Annotated in this window: 25 protein-coding genes and 1 pseudogene; all 26 read left to right on the top strand. The window is 72.0% G+C overall.

Annotation, left to right across the window (positions count from 1 at the left end; translation table 11 throughout):
* The first annotated feature begins 9 nt into the window (after positions 1–9).
* The 26 genes and pseudogenes from BLS82_RS03855 (at position 10) to rplO (ending at position 18,780) form a co-directional block, all read left to right on the top strand.
* On the top strand, positions 10–3,891 hold the full coding sequence (locus BLS82_RS03855; RefSeq protein WP_092861690.1) for a DNA-directed RNA polymerase subunit beta': 3,882 nt from the start codon (positions 10–12) through the stop codon (positions 3,889–3,891).
* A 261-nt stretch (positions 3,892–4,152) separates the two neighbouring features.
* Positions 4,153–4,527 (top strand): 30S ribosomal protein S12, encoded by a 375-nt coding sequence (gene rpsL, locus BLS82_RS03850; RefSeq protein WP_092861688.1) that lies wholly within the window; start codon positions 4,153–4,155, stop codon positions 4,525–4,527.
* Positions 4,527–4,997 carry a 30S ribosomal protein S7 gene (rpsG, locus tag BLS82_RS03845; RefSeq protein WP_092861686.1) on the top strand — a complete coding sequence of 157 codons (471 nt, stop codon included), beginning with the start codon at positions 4,527–4,529 and terminating at the stop codon, positions 4,995–4,997. Before rpsL ends, rpsG begins: the two co-directional genes overlap by 1 nt.
* A gap of 139 nt (positions 4,998–5,136) precedes the next feature.
* Complete coding sequence (gene fusA, locus BLS82_RS03840; RefSeq protein WP_092861684.1) at positions 5,137–7,239, top strand: elongation factor G; 2,103 nt, start codon at positions 5,137–5,139, stop codon at positions 7,237–7,239.
* A 70-nt stretch (positions 7,240–7,309) separates the two neighbouring features.
* On the top strand, positions 7,310–8,503 hold the full coding sequence (gene tuf, locus BLS82_RS03835) for an elongation factor Tu (RefSeq protein ID WP_092861682.1): 1,194 nt from the start codon (positions 7,310–7,312) through the stop codon (positions 8,501–8,503).
* 386 nt (positions 8,504–8,889) lie between these two features.
* Positions 8,890–9,198, top strand: a complete 309-nt coding sequence (gene rpsJ / locus BLS82_RS03830) for a 30S ribosomal protein S10 (protein WP_092861680.1) — start codon at positions 8,890–8,892, stop codon at positions 9,196–9,198.
* Between the two features lie 25 nt (positions 9,199–9,223).
* Positions 9,224–9,892 (top strand): 50S ribosomal protein L3, encoded by a 669-nt coding sequence (rplC, locus tag BLS82_RS03825; protein WP_092861678.1) that lies wholly within the window; start codon positions 9,224–9,226, stop codon positions 9,890–9,892.
* 1 nt (position 9,893) lies between these two features.
* A complete protein-coding gene (gene rplD, locus BLS82_RS03820) occupies positions 9,894–10,613 on the top strand; it encodes a 50S ribosomal protein L4 (protein ID WP_092861676.1) in 720 nt (239 codons plus the stop codon).
* Positions 10,610–10,987 carry a 50S ribosomal protein L23 gene (gene rplW, locus BLS82_RS03815; protein WP_092861674.1) on the top strand — a complete coding sequence of 126 codons (378 nt, stop codon included), beginning with the start codon at positions 10,610–10,612 and terminating at the stop codon, positions 10,985–10,987. The genes rplD and rplW overlap by 4 nt, the downstream gene beginning before the upstream one ends.
* Position 10,988: 1 nt before the next feature.
* Positions 10,989–11,825: a 50S ribosomal protein L2 gene (gene rplB / locus BLS82_RS03810; RefSeq protein ID WP_092861672.1), complete on the top strand. Its 837-nt coding sequence runs from the start codon at positions 10,989–10,991 to the stop codon at positions 11,823–11,825.
* A 12-nt stretch (positions 11,826–11,837) separates the two neighbouring features.
* Positions 11,838–12,119: a 30S ribosomal protein S19 gene (rpsS, locus tag BLS82_RS03805; RefSeq protein WP_092861670.1), complete on the top strand. Its 282-nt coding sequence runs from the start codon at positions 11,838–11,840 to the stop codon at positions 12,117–12,119.
* Between the two features lie 57 nt (positions 12,120–12,176).
* Entirely contained in the window at positions 12,177–12,575 is a 399-nt protein-coding gene (gene rplV, locus BLS82_RS03800; protein ID WP_092861668.1) for a 50S ribosomal protein L22, read from the top strand.
* The gene (gene rpsC, locus BLS82_RS03795; RefSeq protein ID WP_092861666.1) at positions 12,575–13,420 is read left to right on the top strand and encodes a 30S ribosomal protein S3; all 846 of its coding nucleotides are present in this window, start codon (positions 12,575–12,577) and stop codon (positions 13,418–13,420) included. The genes rplV and rpsC overlap by 1 nt, the downstream gene beginning before the upstream one ends.
* 3 nt (positions 13,421–13,423) lie before the next feature.
* Positions 13,424–13,843: a 50S ribosomal protein L16 gene (gene rplP, locus BLS82_RS03790; RefSeq protein ID WP_092861664.1), complete on the top strand. Its 420-nt coding sequence runs from the start codon at positions 13,424–13,426 to the stop codon at positions 13,841–13,843.
* Positions 13,843–14,055: pseudogene (rpmC, locus tag BLS82_RS03785) on the top strand (50S ribosomal protein L29); the annotation flags it as partial. The gene rplP and the pseudogene rpmC, both read left to right, overlap by 1 nt.
* A gap of 17 nt (positions 14,056–14,072) precedes the next feature.
* A complete protein-coding gene (gene rpsQ, locus BLS82_RS03780) occupies positions 14,073–14,372 on the top strand; it encodes a 30S ribosomal protein S17 (RefSeq protein ID WP_092861660.1) in 300 nt (99 codons plus the stop codon).
* A gap of 91 nt (positions 14,373–14,463) precedes the next feature.
* Entirely contained in the window at positions 14,464–14,832 is a 369-nt protein-coding gene (rplN, locus tag BLS82_RS03775; RefSeq protein WP_092861658.1) for a 50S ribosomal protein L14, read from the top strand.
* A gap of 2 nt (positions 14,833–14,834) precedes the next feature.
* Complete coding sequence (rplX, locus tag BLS82_RS03770) at positions 14,835–15,203, top strand: 50S ribosomal protein L24 (protein ID WP_092861656.1); 369 nt, start codon at positions 14,835–14,837, stop codon at positions 15,201–15,203.
* Positions 15,200–15,784 carry a 50S ribosomal protein L5 gene (gene rplE / locus BLS82_RS03765; protein WP_092861654.1) on the top strand — a complete coding sequence of 195 codons (585 nt, stop codon included), beginning with the start codon at positions 15,200–15,202 and terminating at the stop codon, positions 15,782–15,784. The genes rplX and rplE overlap by 4 nt, the downstream gene beginning before the upstream one ends.
* A 1-nt stretch (position 15,785) precedes the next feature.
* Positions 15,786–15,971, top strand: coding sequence for a type Z 30S ribosomal protein S14 (locus tag BLS82_RS03760; protein WP_092861652.1), 186 nt, complete (start codon positions 15,786–15,788; stop codon positions 15,969–15,971).
* A gap of 76 nt (positions 15,972–16,047) precedes the next feature.
* A complete protein-coding gene (rpsH, locus tag BLS82_RS03755) occupies positions 16,048–16,446 on the top strand; it encodes a 30S ribosomal protein S8 (RefSeq protein ID WP_092861650.1) in 399 nt (132 codons plus the stop codon).
* A gap of 12 nt (positions 16,447–16,458) precedes the next feature.
* Positions 16,459–16,998, top strand: a complete 540-nt coding sequence (gene rplF, locus BLS82_RS03750) for a 50S ribosomal protein L6 (RefSeq protein WP_092861648.1) — start codon at positions 16,459–16,461, stop codon at positions 16,996–16,998.
* Positions 16,998–17,393 carry a 50S ribosomal protein L18 gene (gene rplR, locus BLS82_RS03745; protein WP_092862759.1) on the top strand — a complete coding sequence of 132 codons (396 nt, stop codon included), beginning with the start codon at positions 16,998–17,000 and terminating at the stop codon, positions 17,391–17,393. Before rplF ends, rplR begins: the two co-directional genes overlap by 1 nt.
* A gap of 58 nt (positions 17,394–17,451) precedes the next feature.
* Positions 17,452–18,084, top strand: coding sequence for a 30S ribosomal protein S5 (gene rpsE, locus BLS82_RS03740; protein WP_092861646.1), 633 nt, complete (start codon positions 17,452–17,454; stop codon positions 18,082–18,084).
* The gene (rpmD, locus tag BLS82_RS03735; RefSeq protein WP_092861644.1) at positions 18,084–18,266 is read left to right on the top strand and encodes a 50S ribosomal protein L30; all 183 of its coding nucleotides are present in this window, start codon (positions 18,084–18,086) and stop codon (positions 18,264–18,266) included. The genes rpsE and rpmD overlap by 1 nt, the downstream gene beginning before the upstream one ends.
* A gap of 1 nt (position 18,267) precedes the next feature.
* Positions 18,268–18,780, top strand: a complete 513-nt coding sequence (gene rplO / locus BLS82_RS03730) for a 50S ribosomal protein L15 (RefSeq protein ID WP_092861642.1) — start codon at positions 18,268–18,270, stop codon at positions 18,778–18,780.
* Positions 18,781–18,931: the final 151 nt, after the last annotated feature.

The following is an 18,931-nucleotide window of genomic DNA, read 5'->3' as shown; positions in this document are numbered from 1 at the left end:
AGGAACCTCGTGCTCGACGTCAACTTCTTCGACGAGCTGCGCATCGGCCTCGCCACCGCCGACGACATCCGTCAGTGGTCCCACGGCGAGGTGAAGAAGCCCGAGACCATCAACTACCGCACCCTCAAGCCGGAGAAGGACGGGCTCTTCTGCGAGAAGATCTTCGGTCCCACCCGGGACTGGGAGTGCTACTGCGGCAAGTACAAGCGCGTCCGCTTCAAGGGCATCATCTGCGAGCGCTGCGGGGTGGAGGTCACCCGCGCCAAGGTGCGCCGCGAGCGGATGGGCCACATCGAGCTGGCCGCCCCCGTCACCCACATCTGGTACTTCAAGGGCGTCCCGAGCCGCCTGGGCTACCTGCTGGACCTGGCGCCCAAGGACCTCGAGAAGATCATCTACTTCGCGGCGTACATGATCACGTCCGTGGACGAGGAGTCGCGCCACCGCGACCTGCCCTCGCTGCAGGCGCAGATGGACGTGGAGAAGAAGCAGGTCGCCGACCGCCGCGACGCCGACGTGGAGGCCCGGGCCCAGAAGCTCGAGGCCGACCTCGCCGAGCTCGAGGCCGAGGGCGCCAAGGGCGACGCGCGCCGCCGCGTGCGCGAGTCCGCCGAGCGGGAGATGAACGCGATCCGCCGCCGGGCGGACGCCGAGATCGACCGCCTCACCCAGGTGTGGGACCGCTTCGCCAAGCTGAAGGTCGCCGACCTCGAGGGCGACGAGATGCTCTACCGGGAGCTGCGCGACCGGTACGGCCTCTACTTCGAGGGCGGCATGGGCGCCGCGGCCATCCAGAAGCGCCTGGAGTCCTTCGACCTGCAGGCCGAGGCCGAGTCGCTGCGCGAGACCATCCGCACGGGCAAGGGCCAGCGCAAGACGCGCGCGCTCAAGCGCCTGAAGGTCGTCTCCGCGTTCCTCACCACGTCCAACTCCCCGCTGGGGATGGTCCTGGACGCCGTCCCGGTGATCCCGCCGGACCTGCGCCCGATGGTGCAGCTGGACGGCGGCCGGTTCGCGACGTCCGACCTCAACGACCTGTACCGCCGCGTGATCAACCGGAACAACCGGCTCAAGCGGCTGCTGGACCTCGGCGCGCCCGAGATCATCGTCAACAACGAGAAGCGGATGCTGCAGGAGGCCGTCGACGCGCTGTTCGACAACGGCCGCCGCGGCCGGCCGGTGACCGGCCCGGGCAACCGCCCGCTGAAGTCGCTGTCCGACATGCTCAAGGGCAAGCAGGGCCGCTTCCGCCAGAACCTGCTCGGCAAGCGCGTCGACTACTCCGGCCGCTCGGTCATCGTCGTCGGCCCGCAGCTGAAGCTGCACCAGTGCGGCCTGCCCAAGCCGATGGCGCTGGAGCTGTTCAAGCCGTTCGTCATGAAGCGCCTGGTCGACCTCAACCACGCGCAGAACATCAAGTCGGCCAAGCGCATGGTCGAGCGCGCCCGCCCGGTGGTGTGGGACGTGCTCGAGGAGGTCATCACCGAGCACCCGGTGCTGCTCAACCGCGCGCCCACGCTGCACCGCCTGGGCATCCAGGCGTTCGAGCCGCAGCTGGTCGAGGGCAAGGCCATCCAGATCCACCCGCTCGTCTGCACGGCGTTCAACGCCGACTTCGACGGCGACCAGATGGCCGTGCACCTGCCCCTGAGCGCGGAGGCGCAGGCCGAGGCCCGCGTCCTGATGCTCTCGAGCAACAACATCCTCAAGCCCGCCGACGGCCGCCCCGTCACCATGCCCACCCAGGACATGGTCATCGGGCTCTTCCACCTCACCTCGCAGGCGGAGGGCGCGGTCGGCGAGGGCCGGGTGTTCGGCTCGGTGGCCGAGGCGATCATGGCCTTCGACGCCGGCTCGCTCGACCTGGGCGCGCAGGTGCGCATCCGCCTGGAGGGCGTCGTCCCGCCGGCGGGCGCGGCGGTGCCCGAGGGGCACCAGGACGGCGAGCCGCTCGTGGTCGAGACCACGCTCGGGCGCGCCCTGTTCAACGAGACGCTGCCGACGGACTACCGCTTCGTCAACGCCACGGTGGACAAGAAGCGCCTGTCTGCGATCGTCAACGACCTGGCCGAGCGCTACCCGAAGGTCCAGGTCGCCGCGACGCTCGACGCCCTGAAGGAGGCCGGCTTCCACTGGGCCACCCGCTCGGGCACGACCATCGCGATCTCCGACCTGGTCTCGCCCGACCACAAGCAGGCGATCCTCGAGGAGCACGAGGCGCGCGCGGAGAAGGTGCAGCGCCAGTACGAGCAGGGCCTGATCACCGACGACGAGCGCCGCCAGGAGCTCATCGAGATCTGGACCCTCGGCACCAACAAGGTCGCCGAGGACCTCGAGGCCTCGATCGACCCGAAGAACACCATCTACCGGATGGTGACCTCGGGCGCGCGCGGCAACTGGATGCAGATGCGCCAGATCGGCGGCATGAAGGGCCTCGTGGCGAACCCGCGCGGCGAGATCATCCCGCGGCCGGTGAAGTCCAGCTTCCGTGAGGGCCTGTCCGTGCTGGAGTTCTTCATCTCCACGCACGGCGCCCGCAAGGGCCTGGCCGACACCGCCCTGCGCACCGCCGACTCCGGGTACCTGACCCGGCGTCTGGTGGACGTCTCCCAGGACGTCATCGTGCGCGAGGACGACTGCGGCACCGAGCGCGGCCTCACGCTGCCGATCGCGGCGCAGGACGCCAGCGGCGCCCTGCGCAAGCTCGACACCGTGGAGACCAGCGTCTACGCCCGCACCCTGGCGGCCGACGTCGCGGTGGACGGCGAGGTCGTGGCCGAGGCGGGCACCGACGTCGGGGACGTGCTCATCGACGCCCTGGTGGCCCGCGGGGTGCGCGAGGTGAAGATCCGCTCGGTCCTCACCTGCGAGTCCCGCGTCGGCACCTGCGCCCTGTGCTACGGCCGGTCGCTGGCCAGCGGCAAGCTCGTGGACATCGGCGAGGCGGTCGGCATCATCGCCGCCCAGTCGATCGGCGAGCCGGGCACGCAGCTGACGATGCGCACCTTCCACGTCGGCGGGGTCGCCTCCGAGGGCGGCGACATCACGCACGGCCTGCCGCGCGTGCAGGAGCTGTTCGAGGCCCGCACCCCCAAGGGGCAGGCCCCGATCGCCGAGGTCGCCGGCCGCGTGGAGGTCGAGGACGCCGACCGCACCCGCCGCCTGGTCATCACGCCGGACGACGGGTCGGAGGAGATCGCCTACTCGGTGAGCAAGCGCGCGCGCCTGCTCGTGAGCGACGGCGAGCACGTCGAGGTCGGGCGCCAGCTCGTGATGGGGTCGGTCGACCCCAAGCAGGTGCTGCGCATCCTCGGCCCGCGCGCGGTGCAGAAGCACCTGGTGGACGAGGTCCAGCGGGTCTACCGCAGCCAGGGCGTGGGCATCCACGACAAGCACATCGAGGTCATCGTCCGGCAGATGCTGCGCCGGGTGACGATCATCGACTCCGGGGACGCCGAGCTGCTGCCCGGCGAGCTGGCCGAGCGCTCGCGCTTCGAGGCGGAGAACCGCCGCGTCGTCGCCGAGGGCGGCACGCCGGCGGCCGGCCGCCCCGAGCTGATGGGCATCACCAAGGCCTCGCTGGCCACGGAGTCCTGGCTGTCGGCGGCCTCCTTCCAGGAGACCACCCGGGTGCTGACCGAGGCGGCCCTCAACGGCCGCAGCGACCCGCTGCTCGGGCTGAAGGAGAACGTCATCCTCGGCAAGCTCATCCCCGCCGGCACCGGGCTGTCCCGGTACCGCGACGTGCGGGTGGAGCCCACCGAGGAGGCCAAGGCCGCGATGTACGCGGTCCCGGGCTACGACGAGACCGACTACGACAGCTACTTCGGCAGCGGGTCCGGCCAGGCCGTGCCGCTGGAGGAGTACGACACCGGCGGCTACGGCCGCTGATCCCCGCCGCGGGCGGCGCCGGTCCCCGCGACCGGCACCGCCTGCGGCGCGGCCCGCGGGGGCGTGCCGGGCGCTTTGACTGCCCGCGCACCGCTCACGTACCCTTGTTCCGAGCCCGGGCCTGCCCGGGCCTCCGTGCGCTCGGGCCCGGCGGGCCCGGGCGAGGCGCGACACGCCCGAGCACGGGGGCCGGAGCCCGGCCGGCTGGGAGGTGCTCCCGGCCACCACCACGCACCCACGCAGAACACGTTCGGAGACCCGGTGCCCACGATCCAGCAACTGGTCCGCAAGGGCCGCCAGGACAAGGCCGTCAAGACCAAGACGCCGGCCCTCAAGGGGAGCCCGCAGCGTCGCGGCGTGTGCACCCGCGTCTACACCACCACCCCCAAGAAGCCGAACTCGGCGCTGCGCAAGGTCGCCCGCGTCCGGCTGTCCAGCCAGGTCGAGGTCACCGCCTACATCCCGGGCGAGGGCCACAACCTGCAGGAGCACTCGATCGTCCTCGTGCGCGGCGGCCGCGTGAAGGACCTCCCGGGCGTCCGCTACAAGATCGTCCGCGGTGCGCTGGACACCCAGGCGGTCAAGAACCGCAAGCAGGCACGCAGCCGCTACGGCGCGAAGAAGGGGAACAGCTGATGCCTCGCAAGGGACCGGCCCCGAAGCGGCCGCTCGTCGTCGACCCGGTCTACGGCTCGCCGCTCGTCACGCAGCTCGTCAACAAGATCCTCGTCGACGGCAAGAAGTCCGTCGCCGAGCGGATCGTGTACGGCGCGCTCGAGGGCGCCCGCGAGAGGAGCGGCCAGGACCCGACGGTCGCGCTGAAGAAGGCGATGGACAACGTCCGCCCCGCCCTCGAGGTGCGCTCCCGCCGCGTCGGCGGCGCCACCTACCAGGTGCCGATCGAGGTCCGCGCGTCCCGCTCGACCACCCTCGCCCTGCGCTGGCTCGTCGGCTACGCCCGCGCCCGCCGCGAGAAGACGATGACCGAGCGGCTGATGAACGAGATCCTCGACGCCAGCAACGGCCTGGGCGCTGCGGTCAAGCGCCGCGAGGACACGCACAAGATGGCCGAGTCGAACAAGGCCTTCGCGCACTACCGCTGGTGAGGCCGGCGGGCCGCCGTCCGGCCAGGACGGCGGCCCGGCGCCGCCCACCGCCCCCGCGTCCCGGCGCGAGCCGGGCCCGCGGGGGACCCACGGCACCACCACTCCCATGGCCCCCGGGCCGGACAGGCAGGACCACAGCGTGGCACTGGACGTGCTGACGGACCTCACCAAGGTCCGCAACATCGGCATCATGGCGCACATCGACGCCGGCAAGACCACGACGACGGAGCGGATCCTCTTCTACACGGGGATCAACTACAAGATCGGCGAGGTCCACGACGGCGCGGCCACGATGGACTGGATGGAGCAGGAGCAGGAGCGGGGGATCACCATCACCTCCGCGGCCACCACCTGCTTCTGGGAGGGCACCCAGATCAACATCATCGACACGCCCGGCCACGTCGACTTCACGGTCGAGGTCGAGCGGTCGCTGCGGGTGCTCGACGGCGCCGTCGCCGTCTTCGACGGCAAGGAGGGCGTCGAGCCGCAGTCGGAGACGGTCTGGCGGCAGGCGGACAAGTACGACGTCCCGCGCATCTGCTTCGTCAACAAGATGGACAAGCTCGGTGCGGACTTCTTCTTCACCGTGCGCACCATCAAGGAGCGCCTGGGCGCGACCCCGCTGGTGGTCCAGCTGCCGATCGGCTCGGAGAGCAGCTTCGTCGGCGTCGTCGACCTGGTGTACATGCGCGCCCTGACCTGGCGCGGGGACACCGGCAAGGGCGAGGCGTACACGATCGAGGAGATCCCCGCCGAGCTCGCCGAGCAGGCCGCCGAGTACCGCCAGCAGCTGGTGGAGACGGTCGCGGAGTCCGACGAGGAGCTGCTGGAGAAGTACCTCGGCGGTGAGGACCTCACGCCTGAGGAGATCAAGGGCGCCATCCGCCAGCTCACGGTCTCCAGCCAGCTCTACCCCGTCCTGTGCGGCTCGGCGTTCAAGAACAAGGGCGTGCAGCCCATGCTCGACGCCGTCCTGGACTACCTGCCCTCCCCGCTGGACGTGCCGCCGGTCGAGGGCCACAAGGTCGGGGACGAGGACGAGGTCGTCGTCCGCCACGCGGACGCCACCGAGCCGTTCTCGGCGCTGGCGTTCAAGGTCGCCTCGCACCCGTTCTTCGGCAAGCTCACCTACGTGCGGGTCTACTCGGGCCGGGTCTCCTCCGGCGCCCAGGTGGTCAACTCCACCAAGGGCAAGAAGGAGCGCATCGGCAAGCTGTTCCAGATGCACTCCAACAAGGAGAACCCGGTCGACGAGGCCACCGCCGGCCACATCTACGCGATGATCGGCCTGAAGGACACCACGACGGGCGACACGCTGTGCGACCCGGCGAACCAGGTCGTCCTGGAGTCGATGACGTTCCCGGAGCCCGTGATCTCCGTGGCCATCGAGCCCAAGACCAAGGGCGACCAGGAGAAGCTGTCCACGGCCATCCAGAAGCTCGCCGAGGAGGACCCGACCTTCCAGGTCCAGCTCGACGAGGAGACCGGCCAGACCATCATCAAGGGGATGGGCGAGCTCCACCTCGACATCCTCGTGGACCGGATGCGCCGCGAGTTCAAGGTCGACGCCAGCGTCGGCAAGCCGCAGGTGGCCTACCGCGAGACGATCCGCCGCACCGTGGACAAGATCGACTACACCCACAAGAAGCAGACCGGCGGGTCGGGCCAGTACGCGAAGGTCCAGGTGCGGTTCGAGCCGCTGGACACCTCCGAGGGCGCGCTGTACGAGTTCGAGAACAAGGTCACCGGCGGTCGCGTCCCGCGCGAGTACATCCCCAGCGTGGACGCCGGCATCCAGGACGCCATGCAGCTCGGCGTCGTCGCCGGCTACCCGCTGGTCGGGATCAGGGCCACCCTGCTCGACGGCGCCTACCACGAGGTCGACTCCTCGGAGATGGCGTTCAAGGTGGCCGGGTCCATGGTCCTCAAGGAGGGCGTCCGCAAGGCCGACCCGGTGCTGCTCGAGCCGGTCATGGCCGTCGAGGTGCGCACGCCCGAGGACTACATGGGCGACGTGATCGGCGACCTCAACGCCCGCCGCGGCCAGATCCAGGCCATGGAGGACATCAGCGGGGCCAAGATCGTGCGCGCCCTGGTCCCGCTGTCGGAGATGTTCGGGTACGTCGGCGACCTGCGGTCCAAGACCCAGGGCCGCGCGGTGTACACGATGACCTTCGACAGCTACGCCGAGGTGCCGCGCAACGTCGCCGACGAGATCGTCAAGAAGACCCGCGGCGAGTGAGCGGCGCCCTGCGGGGCGCGCGAGAGCACGACTACCATCGCGACAGAACAGCAACGACCAGGAGGACTTCGTGGCCAAGGCCAAGTTCGAGCGGAACAAGCCGCACGTCAACATCGGGACGATCGGTCACATCGACCACGGCAAGACCACGCTGACCGCCGCGATCAGCAAGGTCCTGCACGACAAGTACCCGGACCTGAACCCCTTCACGCCGTTCGACCAGATCGACAAGGCGCCGGAGGAGAAGCAGCGCGGCATCACGATCTCCATCGCGCACGTCGAGTACCAGACCGAGTCGCGGCACTACGCGCACGTCGACTGCCCGGGCCACGCCGACTACATCAAGAACATGATCACCGGTGCGGCGCAGATGGACGGCGCGATCCTCGTGGTCGCCGCCACCGACGGCCCGATGCCGCAGACCAAGGAGCACGTCCTCCTGGCCCGCCAGGTCGGCGTCCCCTACATCGTGGTGGCGCTGAACAAGGCCGACATGGTCGACGACGAGGAGATCCTCGAGCTCGTCGAGATGGAGGTCCGCGAGCTGCTGTCCAGCTACGAGTTCCCGGGCGACGACCTGCCGGTCGTGCGGGTCTCGGCGCTGAAGGCGCTCGAGGGCGACGCCGAGTGGGGCGGGCGCCTGATGGAGCTCATGGACGCGGTCGACACCGCCATCCCGCAGCCGGAGCGCGAGGTCGACAAGCCGTTCCTCATGCCCGTCGAGGACGTCTTCACGATCACCGGTCGCGGCACCGTGGTCACCGGCCGCATCGAGCGCGGCGTGCTGAAGGTCAACGAGAGCGTCGAGATCGTCGGCATCCGCAACAAGTCGCAGACCACGACGGTCACGGGCATCGAGATGTTCCGCAAGCTGCTCGACGAGGGCCAGGCGGGCGAGAACGTCGGCCTGCTGCTGCGCGGCCTCAAGCGCGAGGACGTCGAGCGCGGCCAGGTCGTCTGCAAGCCCGGCTCGATCACGCCGCACACGGAGTTCGAGGCCCGCGTCTACATCCTGTCCAAGGACGAGGGCGGCCGGCACAACCCGTTCTACTCGAACTACCGCCCGCAGTTCTACTTCCGCACCACCGACGTCACCGGTGTCATCACGCTGCCCGAGGGCACCGAGATGGTCATGCCCGGCGACAACACGGAGATGTCGGTCCAGCTCATCCAGCCGATCGCCATGGAGGAGGGCCTGCGCTTCGCGATCCGCGAGGGCGGCCGCACCGTCGGCGCCGGCCAGGTGACCAAGATCCTCAAGTGATCTCCGGCCCCGCGAGGGGCAGCCGCCGCAGGGCCCGGACGCTCCCCGCGTCCGGGCCCTGCGCCGTGCCGGGGCCACCCTCGGCGCGTCCTGGCGATCCGGCCCGGGCGTGCAGCGGTCCGGCCTCGGCGCGCAGCGATTTGGTGCCGGCCTGCCGCGTCTGGCACTATTGCGGGGTTGTTCGACGCGTGCGCCCACCGGGCGCCGGGGGCCGGCGGTCCCCGCAGCGGCGACGCCCGGGGGACCGGGACGGGACAGCCACCGCTCGGAGGGCGCGAGAGCGCCGGTCGGCGGCGTGCGCGGCGAGCGCGACACGCCCGACCTCGGGGGTCGGTCGGTCCGGTCCGCCCCGAGAACCAGCGGGACGACGAGGGAGATCCGACGCCATGGCGGGACAGAAGATCCGCATCCGGCTCAAGTCCTACGACCACGAGGTCATCGACAGCTCGGCGCGCAAGATCGTCGACACGGTGACGAACGCCGGGGCGACGGTCGTGGGCCCGGTGCCGCTGCCGACCGAGAAGAACGTGTACGTGGTGATCCGCTCGCCGCACAAGTACAAGGACAGCCGCGAGCACTTCGAGATGCGCACGCACAAGCGCCTCATCGACATCATCGACCCCACGCCGAAGGCCGTCGACTCGCTGATGCGCCTCGACCTGCCCGCGGACGTGAACATCGAGATCAAGCTCTGAGCCGGCTGCGAGGGAACGACACACCATGAGCACCGCCACCACCCGCCGGGTCGCCGGCCTGCTGGGTGCCAAGCTCGGCATGACGCAGGTCTGGGACGACGCCGGCCGCCTCGTGCCCGTCACGGTCGTGCAGGCCGGCCCGTGCGTGGTCACCCAGGTCCGCACGGAGGAGTCCGACGGCTACGCCGGCGTCCAGCTCGCCTTCGGCGCCATCGACCCGCGCAAGGTCACCAAGCCCCTGGCCGGCCACTTCGCCAAGGCCGGGACCACCCCGCGCCGCCACGTCGTCGAGCTGCGCACCTCCGACGCCGGCCAGTACACCCCCGGCCAGGAGCTGACCGCCGACCTGTTCACCGCGGGCCAGGTGGTCGACGTCGTCGGCACCACCCGCGGCAAGGGCACCGCCGGCGTCATGAAGCGCCACGGCTTCGCCGGCGTCTCCGCCAGCCACGGCGCGCACCGCAACCACCGCAAGCCCGGCTCGATCGGCGGCGCCTCGACGCCCGGCCGCGTGTTCAAGGGCCTGAAGATGGCCGGCCGCATGGGCGCGGTGCGCCAGACCACGCAGAACCTCACCGTCCACGCCGTCGACGCCGAGCGCGGCCTGGTGCTCGTCAAGGGCGCCGTCCCTGGCCCGAAGGGCGCCGTGGTGCTGCTCAAGACCGCGGCCAAGGCCGCTCCGCAGGAGGCCTGAGATGTCCGTGACCACCCAGGACGCCGTGACCGCCCAGGACGCCGCGACCGCCCGCACCGTGCCGGTGCTCGCCGCCGACGGCTCCGCCGCCGGCACCGTCGAGCTGCCCGCCGAGGTCTTCGACGCCGTGACCAACGTGCCCCTGATCCACCAGGTGGTCGTGGCCCAGCTGGCCGCGGCGCGCCAGGGCACGCACGACACGAAGACGCGCGGCGAGGTGCGCGGTGGCGGCAAGAAGCCGTACAAGCAGAAGGGCACCGGCCGCGCCCGCCAGGGCTCGATCCGCGCGCCGCAGTTCGCGGGCGGCGGCACCGTGCACGGCCCGACGCCGCGCGACTACGCCCAGCGCACGCCCAAGAAGATGAAGGCCGCCGCCCTGCGCGGGGCGCTGTCCGACCGGGCGCGCCACGGCCGCATCCACGTCCTCGACGCCGTCGTGGCCGGGGACGCGCCGTCCACGAGCGCCGGCGTGGCCGCCCTCGCCCGCCTCTCGGAGCGGCGCACCCGCCTCGTGGTGCTGGCGCGCGGCGACGAGACCGGCTGGAGGAGCCTGCGCAACGCGTCCGACGTGCACCTGCTGTTCGCGGACCAGCTGAACACCTACGACGTCCTGTGCGCCGACGACGTCGTCTTCACCCGCGGTGCCCTCGAGGCCTTCCTGGCCCGCCCGGCGACGGGCGAGGGCGCCACCGCGCTCGCACGCGAGGAGGAGGCCCGATGAGCGAGCTCGCCAGCGGCCAGCCGCAGACCACGGACGCCCCGGCTGACCCGGGCGCCGGCGTCGGCTCGGGGGTCGGCTCGGGGGTCGGCAAGGACCCGCGCGACGTCCTGCGCGCGCCCGTCGTCTCGGAGAAGAGCTACGCGCTCCTGGACCAGGGCAAGTACACGTTCCTGGTCGACCCCCGGGCCAACAAGACGGAGATCAAGGTCGCCGTCGAGCGGGTCTTCGGCGTCAAGGTGGAGTCGGTCAACACCATCAACCGCCAGGGCAAGAGCCGCCGCACCCGCACCGGCACCGGCCGCCGCAAGGACACCAAGCGTGCCGTCGTGACGCTGCGCGAGGGCAGCATCGACATCTTCGGGGGAGGGGCCTGAGATGGGGATCCGCAACTACAAGCCCACCACGCCGGGCCGGCGCGGCTCGTCCGTCGCCGACTTCGTCGAGGTCACCCGCAGCGAGCCGGAGAAGTCCCTCGTGCGCCCGCTGCCCAAGAAGGGCGGCCGCAACAGCTCCGGGCGCATCACCACCCGCCACCAGGGCGGCGGCCACAAGCGCGCCTACCGCGTGGTCGACTTCCGCCGCCACGACAAGGACGGCGTGCCGGCCACGGTCGCGCACATCGAGTACGACCCCAACCGCACGGCCCGCCTGGCGCTGCTGCACTACGTCGACGGCACGAAGCGCTACATCCTCGCGCCGACGCGCCTGCGCCAGGGCGACCGCGTGGAGAACGGGCCCGAGGCCGACATCAAGCCCGGCAACAACCTGCCGCTGCGCAACATCCCCGTCGGCACCGTCGTGCACGCCATCGAGCTGCGCCCGGGCGGCGGCGCCAAGCTGGCCCGCTCCGCCGGCACGTCCGTGCAGCTGGTCGCCCGCGAGGGCACCCAGGCGCAGCTGCGCCTGCCCTCCGGGGAGGTCCGCATCGTCGACGTGCGCTGCCGCGCGACCGTCGGCGAGGTCGGCAACGCCGAGCAGTCCAACATCAACTGGGGCAAGGCTGGGCGCATGCGCTGGAAGGGCAAGCGCCCGACCGTGCGCGGCGTCGCGATGAACCCCGTCGACCACCCGCACGGCGGTGGCGAGGGCAAGACCTCCGGCGGCCGCCACCCGGTCAACCCGGCGGGCAAGCCGGAGGGCCGCACCCGCCGTCCGGGCAAGGCCAGCGACCGCCTGATCGTCCGCCGCCGCCGCACCGGCAAGAAGCGCTGAGGAGCCTGACCCATGCCGCGCAGCCTGAAGAAGGGCCCCTTCGTCGACGACCACCTGATCAAGAAGGTGGACGTGCAGAACGAGCGGGGCACCAAGAACGTGATCCGGACGTGGTCGCGCCGCTCCATGATCGTGCCGGACATGCTCGGGCACACCATCGCGGTGCACGACGGCCGCAAGCACGTCCCGGTCTTCGTCACCGAGTCGATGGTCGGGCACAAGCTGGGGGAGTTCGCCCCGACGCGGACGTTCCGCGGCCACGAGAAGGACGACCGCCGGGGCCGCCGCCGCTGACGCGGCGGGGTCCGGTGCAGCACGCCCAGCGACGACGAGCGACGAGGTAGGACAGCGATGGAAGCCAAGGCGCAGGCGCGGTACGTCCGCGTCACGCCCCAGAAGGCCCGCCGGGTGGTGGACCTGATCCGGGGCCGCCACGCCAGCGAGGCGGTGGCCGTGCTGCGCTTCGCCCCCCAGGCGGCGAGCGAGCCGGTCCTGAAGGTGGTCGAGAGCGCGATCGCCAACGCCCGGGTCAAGGCGGACCGGGCCAGCGAGGCCTTCGACGAGCGCTCGCTCGTGGTCGAGGCCGCGTACGTGGACGAGGGGCCGACCCTGAAGCGCTTCCGCCCCCGGGCGCAGGGCCGGGCCGGGCGCATCCTCAAGCGCACCAGTCACATCACCGTCGTCGTCGCGCCCTCCCCGGAGCGCGCCGGCGCGCAGCAGCAGACGAGCACCCCGAGGAGGGGCCAGTAGTGGGACAGAAGGTCAACCCGCACGGGTTCCGCCTCGGCGTCACCACCGACCACAAGTCGCGGTGGTTCGCCGACAGCACCCGGTCCGGGCAGCGGTACCGCGACTACGTGAAGGAGGACGTCGCGATCCGGCGGCTCATGTCCAAGGGCATGGACCGCGCCGGCATCGCGCGCGTCGAGATCGAGCGCACCCGCGACCGCGTGCGCGTGGACATCCACACCGCGCGCCCGGGCATCGTCATCGGCCGCCGCGGCGCGGAGGCGGACCGCCTGCGCGGAGAGCTGGAGAAGCTCACCGGCAAGCAGGTGCAGCTGAACATCCTCGAGGTGAAGAACCCCGACGTCGAGGCGCAGCTGGTCGCCCAGGGCATCGCCGAGCAGCTGTCCAGCCGCGTCTCCTTCCGCCGCGCCATGCGCAAGGGCATGCAGTCCGCGCAGCGCGCCGGCGCGCAGGGCATCCGCGTGCAGTGCTCCGGCCGCCTCGGCGGCGCGGAGATGAGCCGCTCGGAGTTCTACCGCGAGGGGCGCGTGCCGCTGCACACCCTGCGCGCGAACATCGATTACGGCTTCTACGAGGCGCGCACCACCTTCGGCCGCATCGGCGTGAAGGTTTGGATCTACAAGGGCGACCTCACCCAGCGCGAGCTGGCCGCCCAGCAGGCCGCCGCCCCGCGCGGCGGCGGCGGGCGCCCGCCCCGCGGCGACCGCCCGCAGCGCGGCCGTGACGGCGACCGCCCGCAGCGCGGCCGCGGCGACGGCGAGGCCCGCTCCGGCGCCGCTGCGACCGCTACCCCCACCGCGCCGGCCGAGCAGGCCGCCGCGACCGACTCCGCGACGGAGGGCTGAGACGTGCTGATCCCCCGGCGGCTCAAGCACCGCAAGCAGCACCACCCCACCCGCAGGGGCGCCGCGACCGGCGGCACCGAGGTGACGTTCGGCGACTACGGCATCCAGGCCGTGGAGCACGGGTACGTCACCAACCGCCAGATCGAGTCCGCCCGCATCGCCATGACCCGCCACATCCGGCGCGGCGGCAAGGTGTGGATCAACATCTACCCCGACCGGCCGCTGACGAAGAAGCCCGCCGAGACCCGGATGGGCTCCGGCAAGGGCTCGCCCGAGTGGTGGATCGCCAACGTCAAGCCCGGTCGCGTGATGTTCGAGCTGTCCGGCGTGCCGGAGCCGATCGCCCGCGAGGCCATGCGCCGCGCGATCCACAAGCTCCCGATGAAGGCCCGGTTCGTGACCCGCGAGGGGAGTGACGCCTGATGGCCGTGGGCTCGAAGGACCTCACGCCGGCCGCCCTGCGCGGCCTCGAGGACGAGCGCCTCGTCGAGGAGCTGCGCAAGGCCAAGGAGGAGCTGTTCAACCTCCGCTTCCAGTCGGCCACCGGGCAGCTGGAGAACAACGCGCGGCTGCGCGCCGTGCGCCGGGACATCGCCCGGATCTACACGACCATGCGCGAGCGCGAGCTCGGCATCGGGGAGGTCGAGACCCAGTGAGCGAGCAGAGCTCCGCTCCCGAGCCCACCGGCGCTGCGGCCCCGGCCCGCGGCTACCGCAAGTCCCGCCGCGGCTACGTGGTCAGCGACAAGATGACCAAGACCGTGGTCGTGGCCGTCGAGGACCGCGTCAAGCACGCGCTGTACGGCAAGGTCGTGCGGCGCACCAGCAAGGTCAAGGCCCACGACGAGGCCGGCGTCGCCGGCATCGGCGACCTGGTCTCCATCGTCGAGACCCGGCCGCTGTCGGCGACGAAGCGCTGGCGCGTCGTCGAGGTCCTCGAGAAGGCCAAGTAGCCACCAGCACCACCGGTTCCGCCAGGCTCGCCGGGCGCTCGGGGTTCCCCCGGCGCCCAACGAGGACCGGCGCGACGACAGGAGAGAAGCAGTGATCCAGCAGGAGTCGCGGCTGAGGGTCGCCGACAACACGGGTGCCAAGGAGATCCTCTGCATCCGCGTGCTCGGCGGTTCCGGGCGCCGCTACGCCGGCATCGGCGACGTCATCGTCGCCACCGTCAAGGACGCGATCCCGGGCGGCAACGTCAAGAAGGGCGACGTGGTCAAGGCCGTCGTCGTCCGCACCTCCAAGGAGCGCCGCCGTCCGGACGGCTCATACATCCGCTTCGACGAGAACGCGGCCGTGATCCTGCGCGCCGACGGCGACCCCCGCGGCACGCGCATCTTCGGCCCCGTCGGTCGCGAGCTGCGCGACAAGCGCTTCATGAAGATCATCTCGCTGGCGCCGGAGGTGCTGTGAGCATGGCGAAGATCCGCATCAAGAAGGGCGACCTCGTCCAGGTCGTCTCAGGAGCCACGCAGGCCCGCGGCGGCGACCGCGGCAAGCAGGGCCGCGTCATCGAGGTCTTCCCCGAGCGCCAGCGCGTGCTGGTCGAGGGCGTCAACCGGATCACCAAGCACGTGAAGGCCGGGACGTCGGCGCGCGGCAGCCGCACCGGCGGCATCGAGACGCACGAGGCCCCGATCCACATCAGCAACGTGATGCTGGTCGACCCGCAGACGAAGCGGCCCACCCGCGTGGGCATCCGCACCGAGACGGTCGAGCGCGACGGCCGGGAGCGCACCGTGCGCGTCCGGGTCGCCAAGCGCTCGGGTGAGGACATCGCATGAGCACCCCCGCTGACGCCCCCGCCCGGGCCGAGCGCGTCGCGCCGCGGCTGCAGGCGCGCTACCGCACCGAGGTCGTCCCCGCGCTGCGCGAGCAGTTCGGCTACGCCAACCCCATGCAGGTGCCCGGCCTGGTCAAGGTCGTCGTGAACATGGGCGTGGGTGACGCCGCGCGCGACTCCAAGCTCATCGACGGCGCGGTGCGCGACCTGTCGGCCATCACCGGCCAGCGCCCCGCCGTGACCCGGGCCCGCAAGTCCATCGCGCAGTTCAAGCTGCGCGAGGGCATGCCGATCGGCGCGCACACCACCCTGCGCGGCGACCGGATGTGGGAGTTCCTGGACCGCCTGCTGTCGCTGGCGCTGCCGCGCATCCGCGACTTCCGCGGGCTCTCGCCGCGGCAGTTCGACGGCCGGGGCAACTACACCTTCGGCCTCGACGAGCAGTCGATGTTCCACGAGATCGACCAGGACAGGATCGACCGGGTGCGCGGGATGGACATCACCGTCGTCACCACGGCCACCTCCGACGACGAGGGCCGGGCGCTGCTGCGGCTCCTCGGATTCCCCTTCAAGGAGAGCTGACGTGGCGAAGACCGCGCTGATCGTCAAGGCGTCCCGCAAGCCGAAGTTCGGCGTGCGCGCCTACACCCGCTGCCAGCGCTGCGGGCGCCCTCACTCGGTGTACCGCAAGTTCGGCATCTGCCGGATCTGCCTGCGCGACATGGCTCACCGCGGTGAGCTGCCGGGCATCACCAAGAGCTCCTGGTAACGACCACGAACGACTGCGCCGCAGGTCCCGCGCTGAGCGCGGCGGAAACCACGGCGAGGAAGGGCGGACGAGCCCGATGACCATGACCGACCCGATCGCGGACATGCTGACGCGCCTGCGGAACGCCAACACGGCGTACCACGACGAGGTCACCATGCCGTACAGCAAGATCAAGTCCCGCGTCGCGGAGATCCTGCGCACCGAGGGCTACATCGCCGCCTGGCGCGTCGAGGACGCCGAGGTGGGCAAGAAGCTCGTGCTGGACCTGAAGTTCGGTCCCAACCGCGAGCGCTCCATCGCCGGCCTGCGCCGGGTGAGCAAGCCAGGGCTGCGCGTGTACGCGAAGTCGACGAACCTGCCGCGCGTCCTGGGCGGCCTCGGCGTGGCGATCCTGTCCACGTCCTCGGGGCTGCTCACCGACCGCCAGGCGGCCAAGCAGGGCGTGGGCGGGGAAGTCCTCGCCTACGTCTGGTGAGGAGGAGGACCCATGTCGCGCATCGGCAAGCTGCCCATCCCGGTGCCCAGCGGCGTCGACGTGACCGTCGACGGCGACGCCGTCACGGTCACGGGACCCCGCGGCACGCTGCGGCACACCGTTCCCGCCCCCATCGCGGTCACCCGCGGTGAGGACGGCGTCCTCGCGGTGACCCGTCCGGACGACGAGCGGTTGTCCAAGTCGCTGCACGGCCTGACGCGCACGCTGCTGGCCAACATGGTCGTCGGCGTCACCGAGGGCTACACCAAGCGCCTGGAGATCGTCGGCACCGGGTACCGGGTGCAGGCCCGCGGCGCGGACCTGGAGTTCGCGCTCGGCTTCAGCCACCCGGTGCTCGTCGGGGCCCCCGACGGCATCACCTTCGCGGTCGAGGCCCCCAACCGCTTCTCGGTGCAGGGCATCGACAAGCAGCAGGTGGGCGAGGTCGCCGCGAAGATCCGCAAGCTGCGCCGGCCCGACCCGTACAAGGGCAAGGGCGTGCGCTACGCCGGCGAGCAGGTCCGGCGCAAGGTCGGGAAGGCTGGTAAGTGATGGCTCTGGCCAGCAGGAGCACCCTGCTCCGCAGGGGCAGCGGCAAGTCGCAGGGCGCTGCCCGCAAGCGCCGGCACGTGCGGGTGCGCAAGAAGGTCACCGGCACCGCGGTCCGGCCGCGGCTGGTGGTCACCCGGTCCAGCCGCCACCTGTTCGTGCAGGTCGTCGACGACACCGTCGGCCGCACCGTGGCGTCGGCCTCCACCATGGAGGCGGACCTGCGCGCCGCCGAGGGCGACAAGACCGCCAAGGCCCGCCGCGTCGGCGAGCTGGTGGCCGAGCGCGCCCGCGCCGCCGGGATCGAGGCCGTGGTCTTCGACCGGGGCGGCAACCGCTACCACGGCCGGGTCGCCGCCGTCGCCGAGGGCGCCCGCGAGGGCGGGCTGGCCCTGTGAGCGCACGAGCGACGGCTCGACCCACGACGAGCACGCACCAGGACGAGAGGACCATCTGATGCCCGGACAGCAGCGCAGGGGCAGCGGCCCCGCTGCCGGCGGGTCCGCGGGCGGGGGCGGCGACCGCCGCGACCGCCGTGACCGCAACGACCGCAGCGGCGGCGGCGCCCAGGAGCGCAGCCAGTTCATCGAGCGCGTCGTGACCATCAACCGCGTCGCCAAGGTCGTCAAGGGCGGTCGCCGCTTCAGCTTCACCGCGCTGGTCGTGGTGGGCGACGGCGACGGCACCCTCGGCGTCGGCTACGGCAAGGCCAAGGAGGTGCCCGCGGCGATCGCCAAGGGCGTCGAGGAGGCGAAGAAGAGCTTCTTCCGCGTCCCGCGGATCCAGGGCACCATCCCGCACCCGGTGCAGGGCGAGGACGCCGCGGGCGTCGTGCTCCTGCGCCCGGCGTCCCCCGGCACCGGCGTCATCGCCGGCGGCCCGGTGCGCGCCGTCCTCGAGTGCGCCGGCATCCACGACGTGCTGAGCAAGTCCCTGGGCTCCTCCAACGCCATCAACATCGTCAAGGCGACGGTGACGGCGCTCAAGGGCCTGGAGCAGCCGGAGGCCGTGGCGGCGCGCCGGGGCCTGGGCATCGACGAGGTGGCGCCGGCGGCGCTGCTGCGGGCCCGGGCGGAGGCGAGCGCCTGATGGCACGCCTGAAGGTCACCCAGACCCGGTCGGAGATCGGCGGCAAGCAGAACCAGCGCGACACCCTGCGCTCGCTGGGGCTGAAGCGGATCGGCGACGTCGTCGTGAAGGAGGACCGTCCCGAGATCCGCGGGATGGTCGTGACGGTGAGCCACCTGGTCGCCGTCGAGGAGGTCGACTGACATGAGCGAGAGCACCGACAGCACCGCCCCGGCCACCGTCGGGGGCACCGCCCGGGGCGCGGCCGGGGGCGGCAGCGCCCTGAAGGTGCACCACCTGCGCCCGGCGCCGGGCGCGCGCACCGCGAAGACCCGCGTCGGCCGCGGCGAGGGCAGCAAGGGCAAGACCGCGGGCCGCGGCACCAAGGGCAGCCGGGCCCGCTACGCGGTGCCCGAGGCCTTCGAGGGCGGGCAGATGCCGCTGCACATGCGGCTGCCGAAGCTGCGCGGCTTCACCAACCCGTTCAAGACCGAGTACCAGGTCGTGAACCTCGACCGCCTCTCGGAGCTGTTCCCCGCCGGGGGGCCCGTCTCCGTCGAGGACCTCGTCGCCAAGGGGGCCGTGCGCCGCAAGCAGCGCGTGAAGGTCCTCGGCACGGGGGAGGTCTCGGTGGCGCTGCGGGTGAGCGCGCACGCCTTCTCCGCCTCCGCGGCCGAGAAGATCGCGGCCGCCGGCGGGAGCACCACCACGCTGTGACAGGTCCCGGGACGCCGTCCGCGACCAGCGGAGGCGGCGTCCCGCGCACTCCGGACGCGCCCGGGCGGTAACCTCGCCCGGGCGCGTCCGCGCGTCCGGCGCGCCCCGGCTGCGCGACGCGGCCGCCCGGCCCGGCCGGTGCGGGGGACAG

The sequence above is a fragment of the Quadrisphaera sp. DSM 44207 genome (genome assembly GCF_900101335.1).
Taxonomy (GTDB): domain Bacteria; phylum Actinomycetota; class Actinomycetes; order Actinomycetales; family Quadrisphaeraceae; genus DSM-44207.
This window is presented reverse-complemented; position numbering and strand designations above follow the sequence as displayed.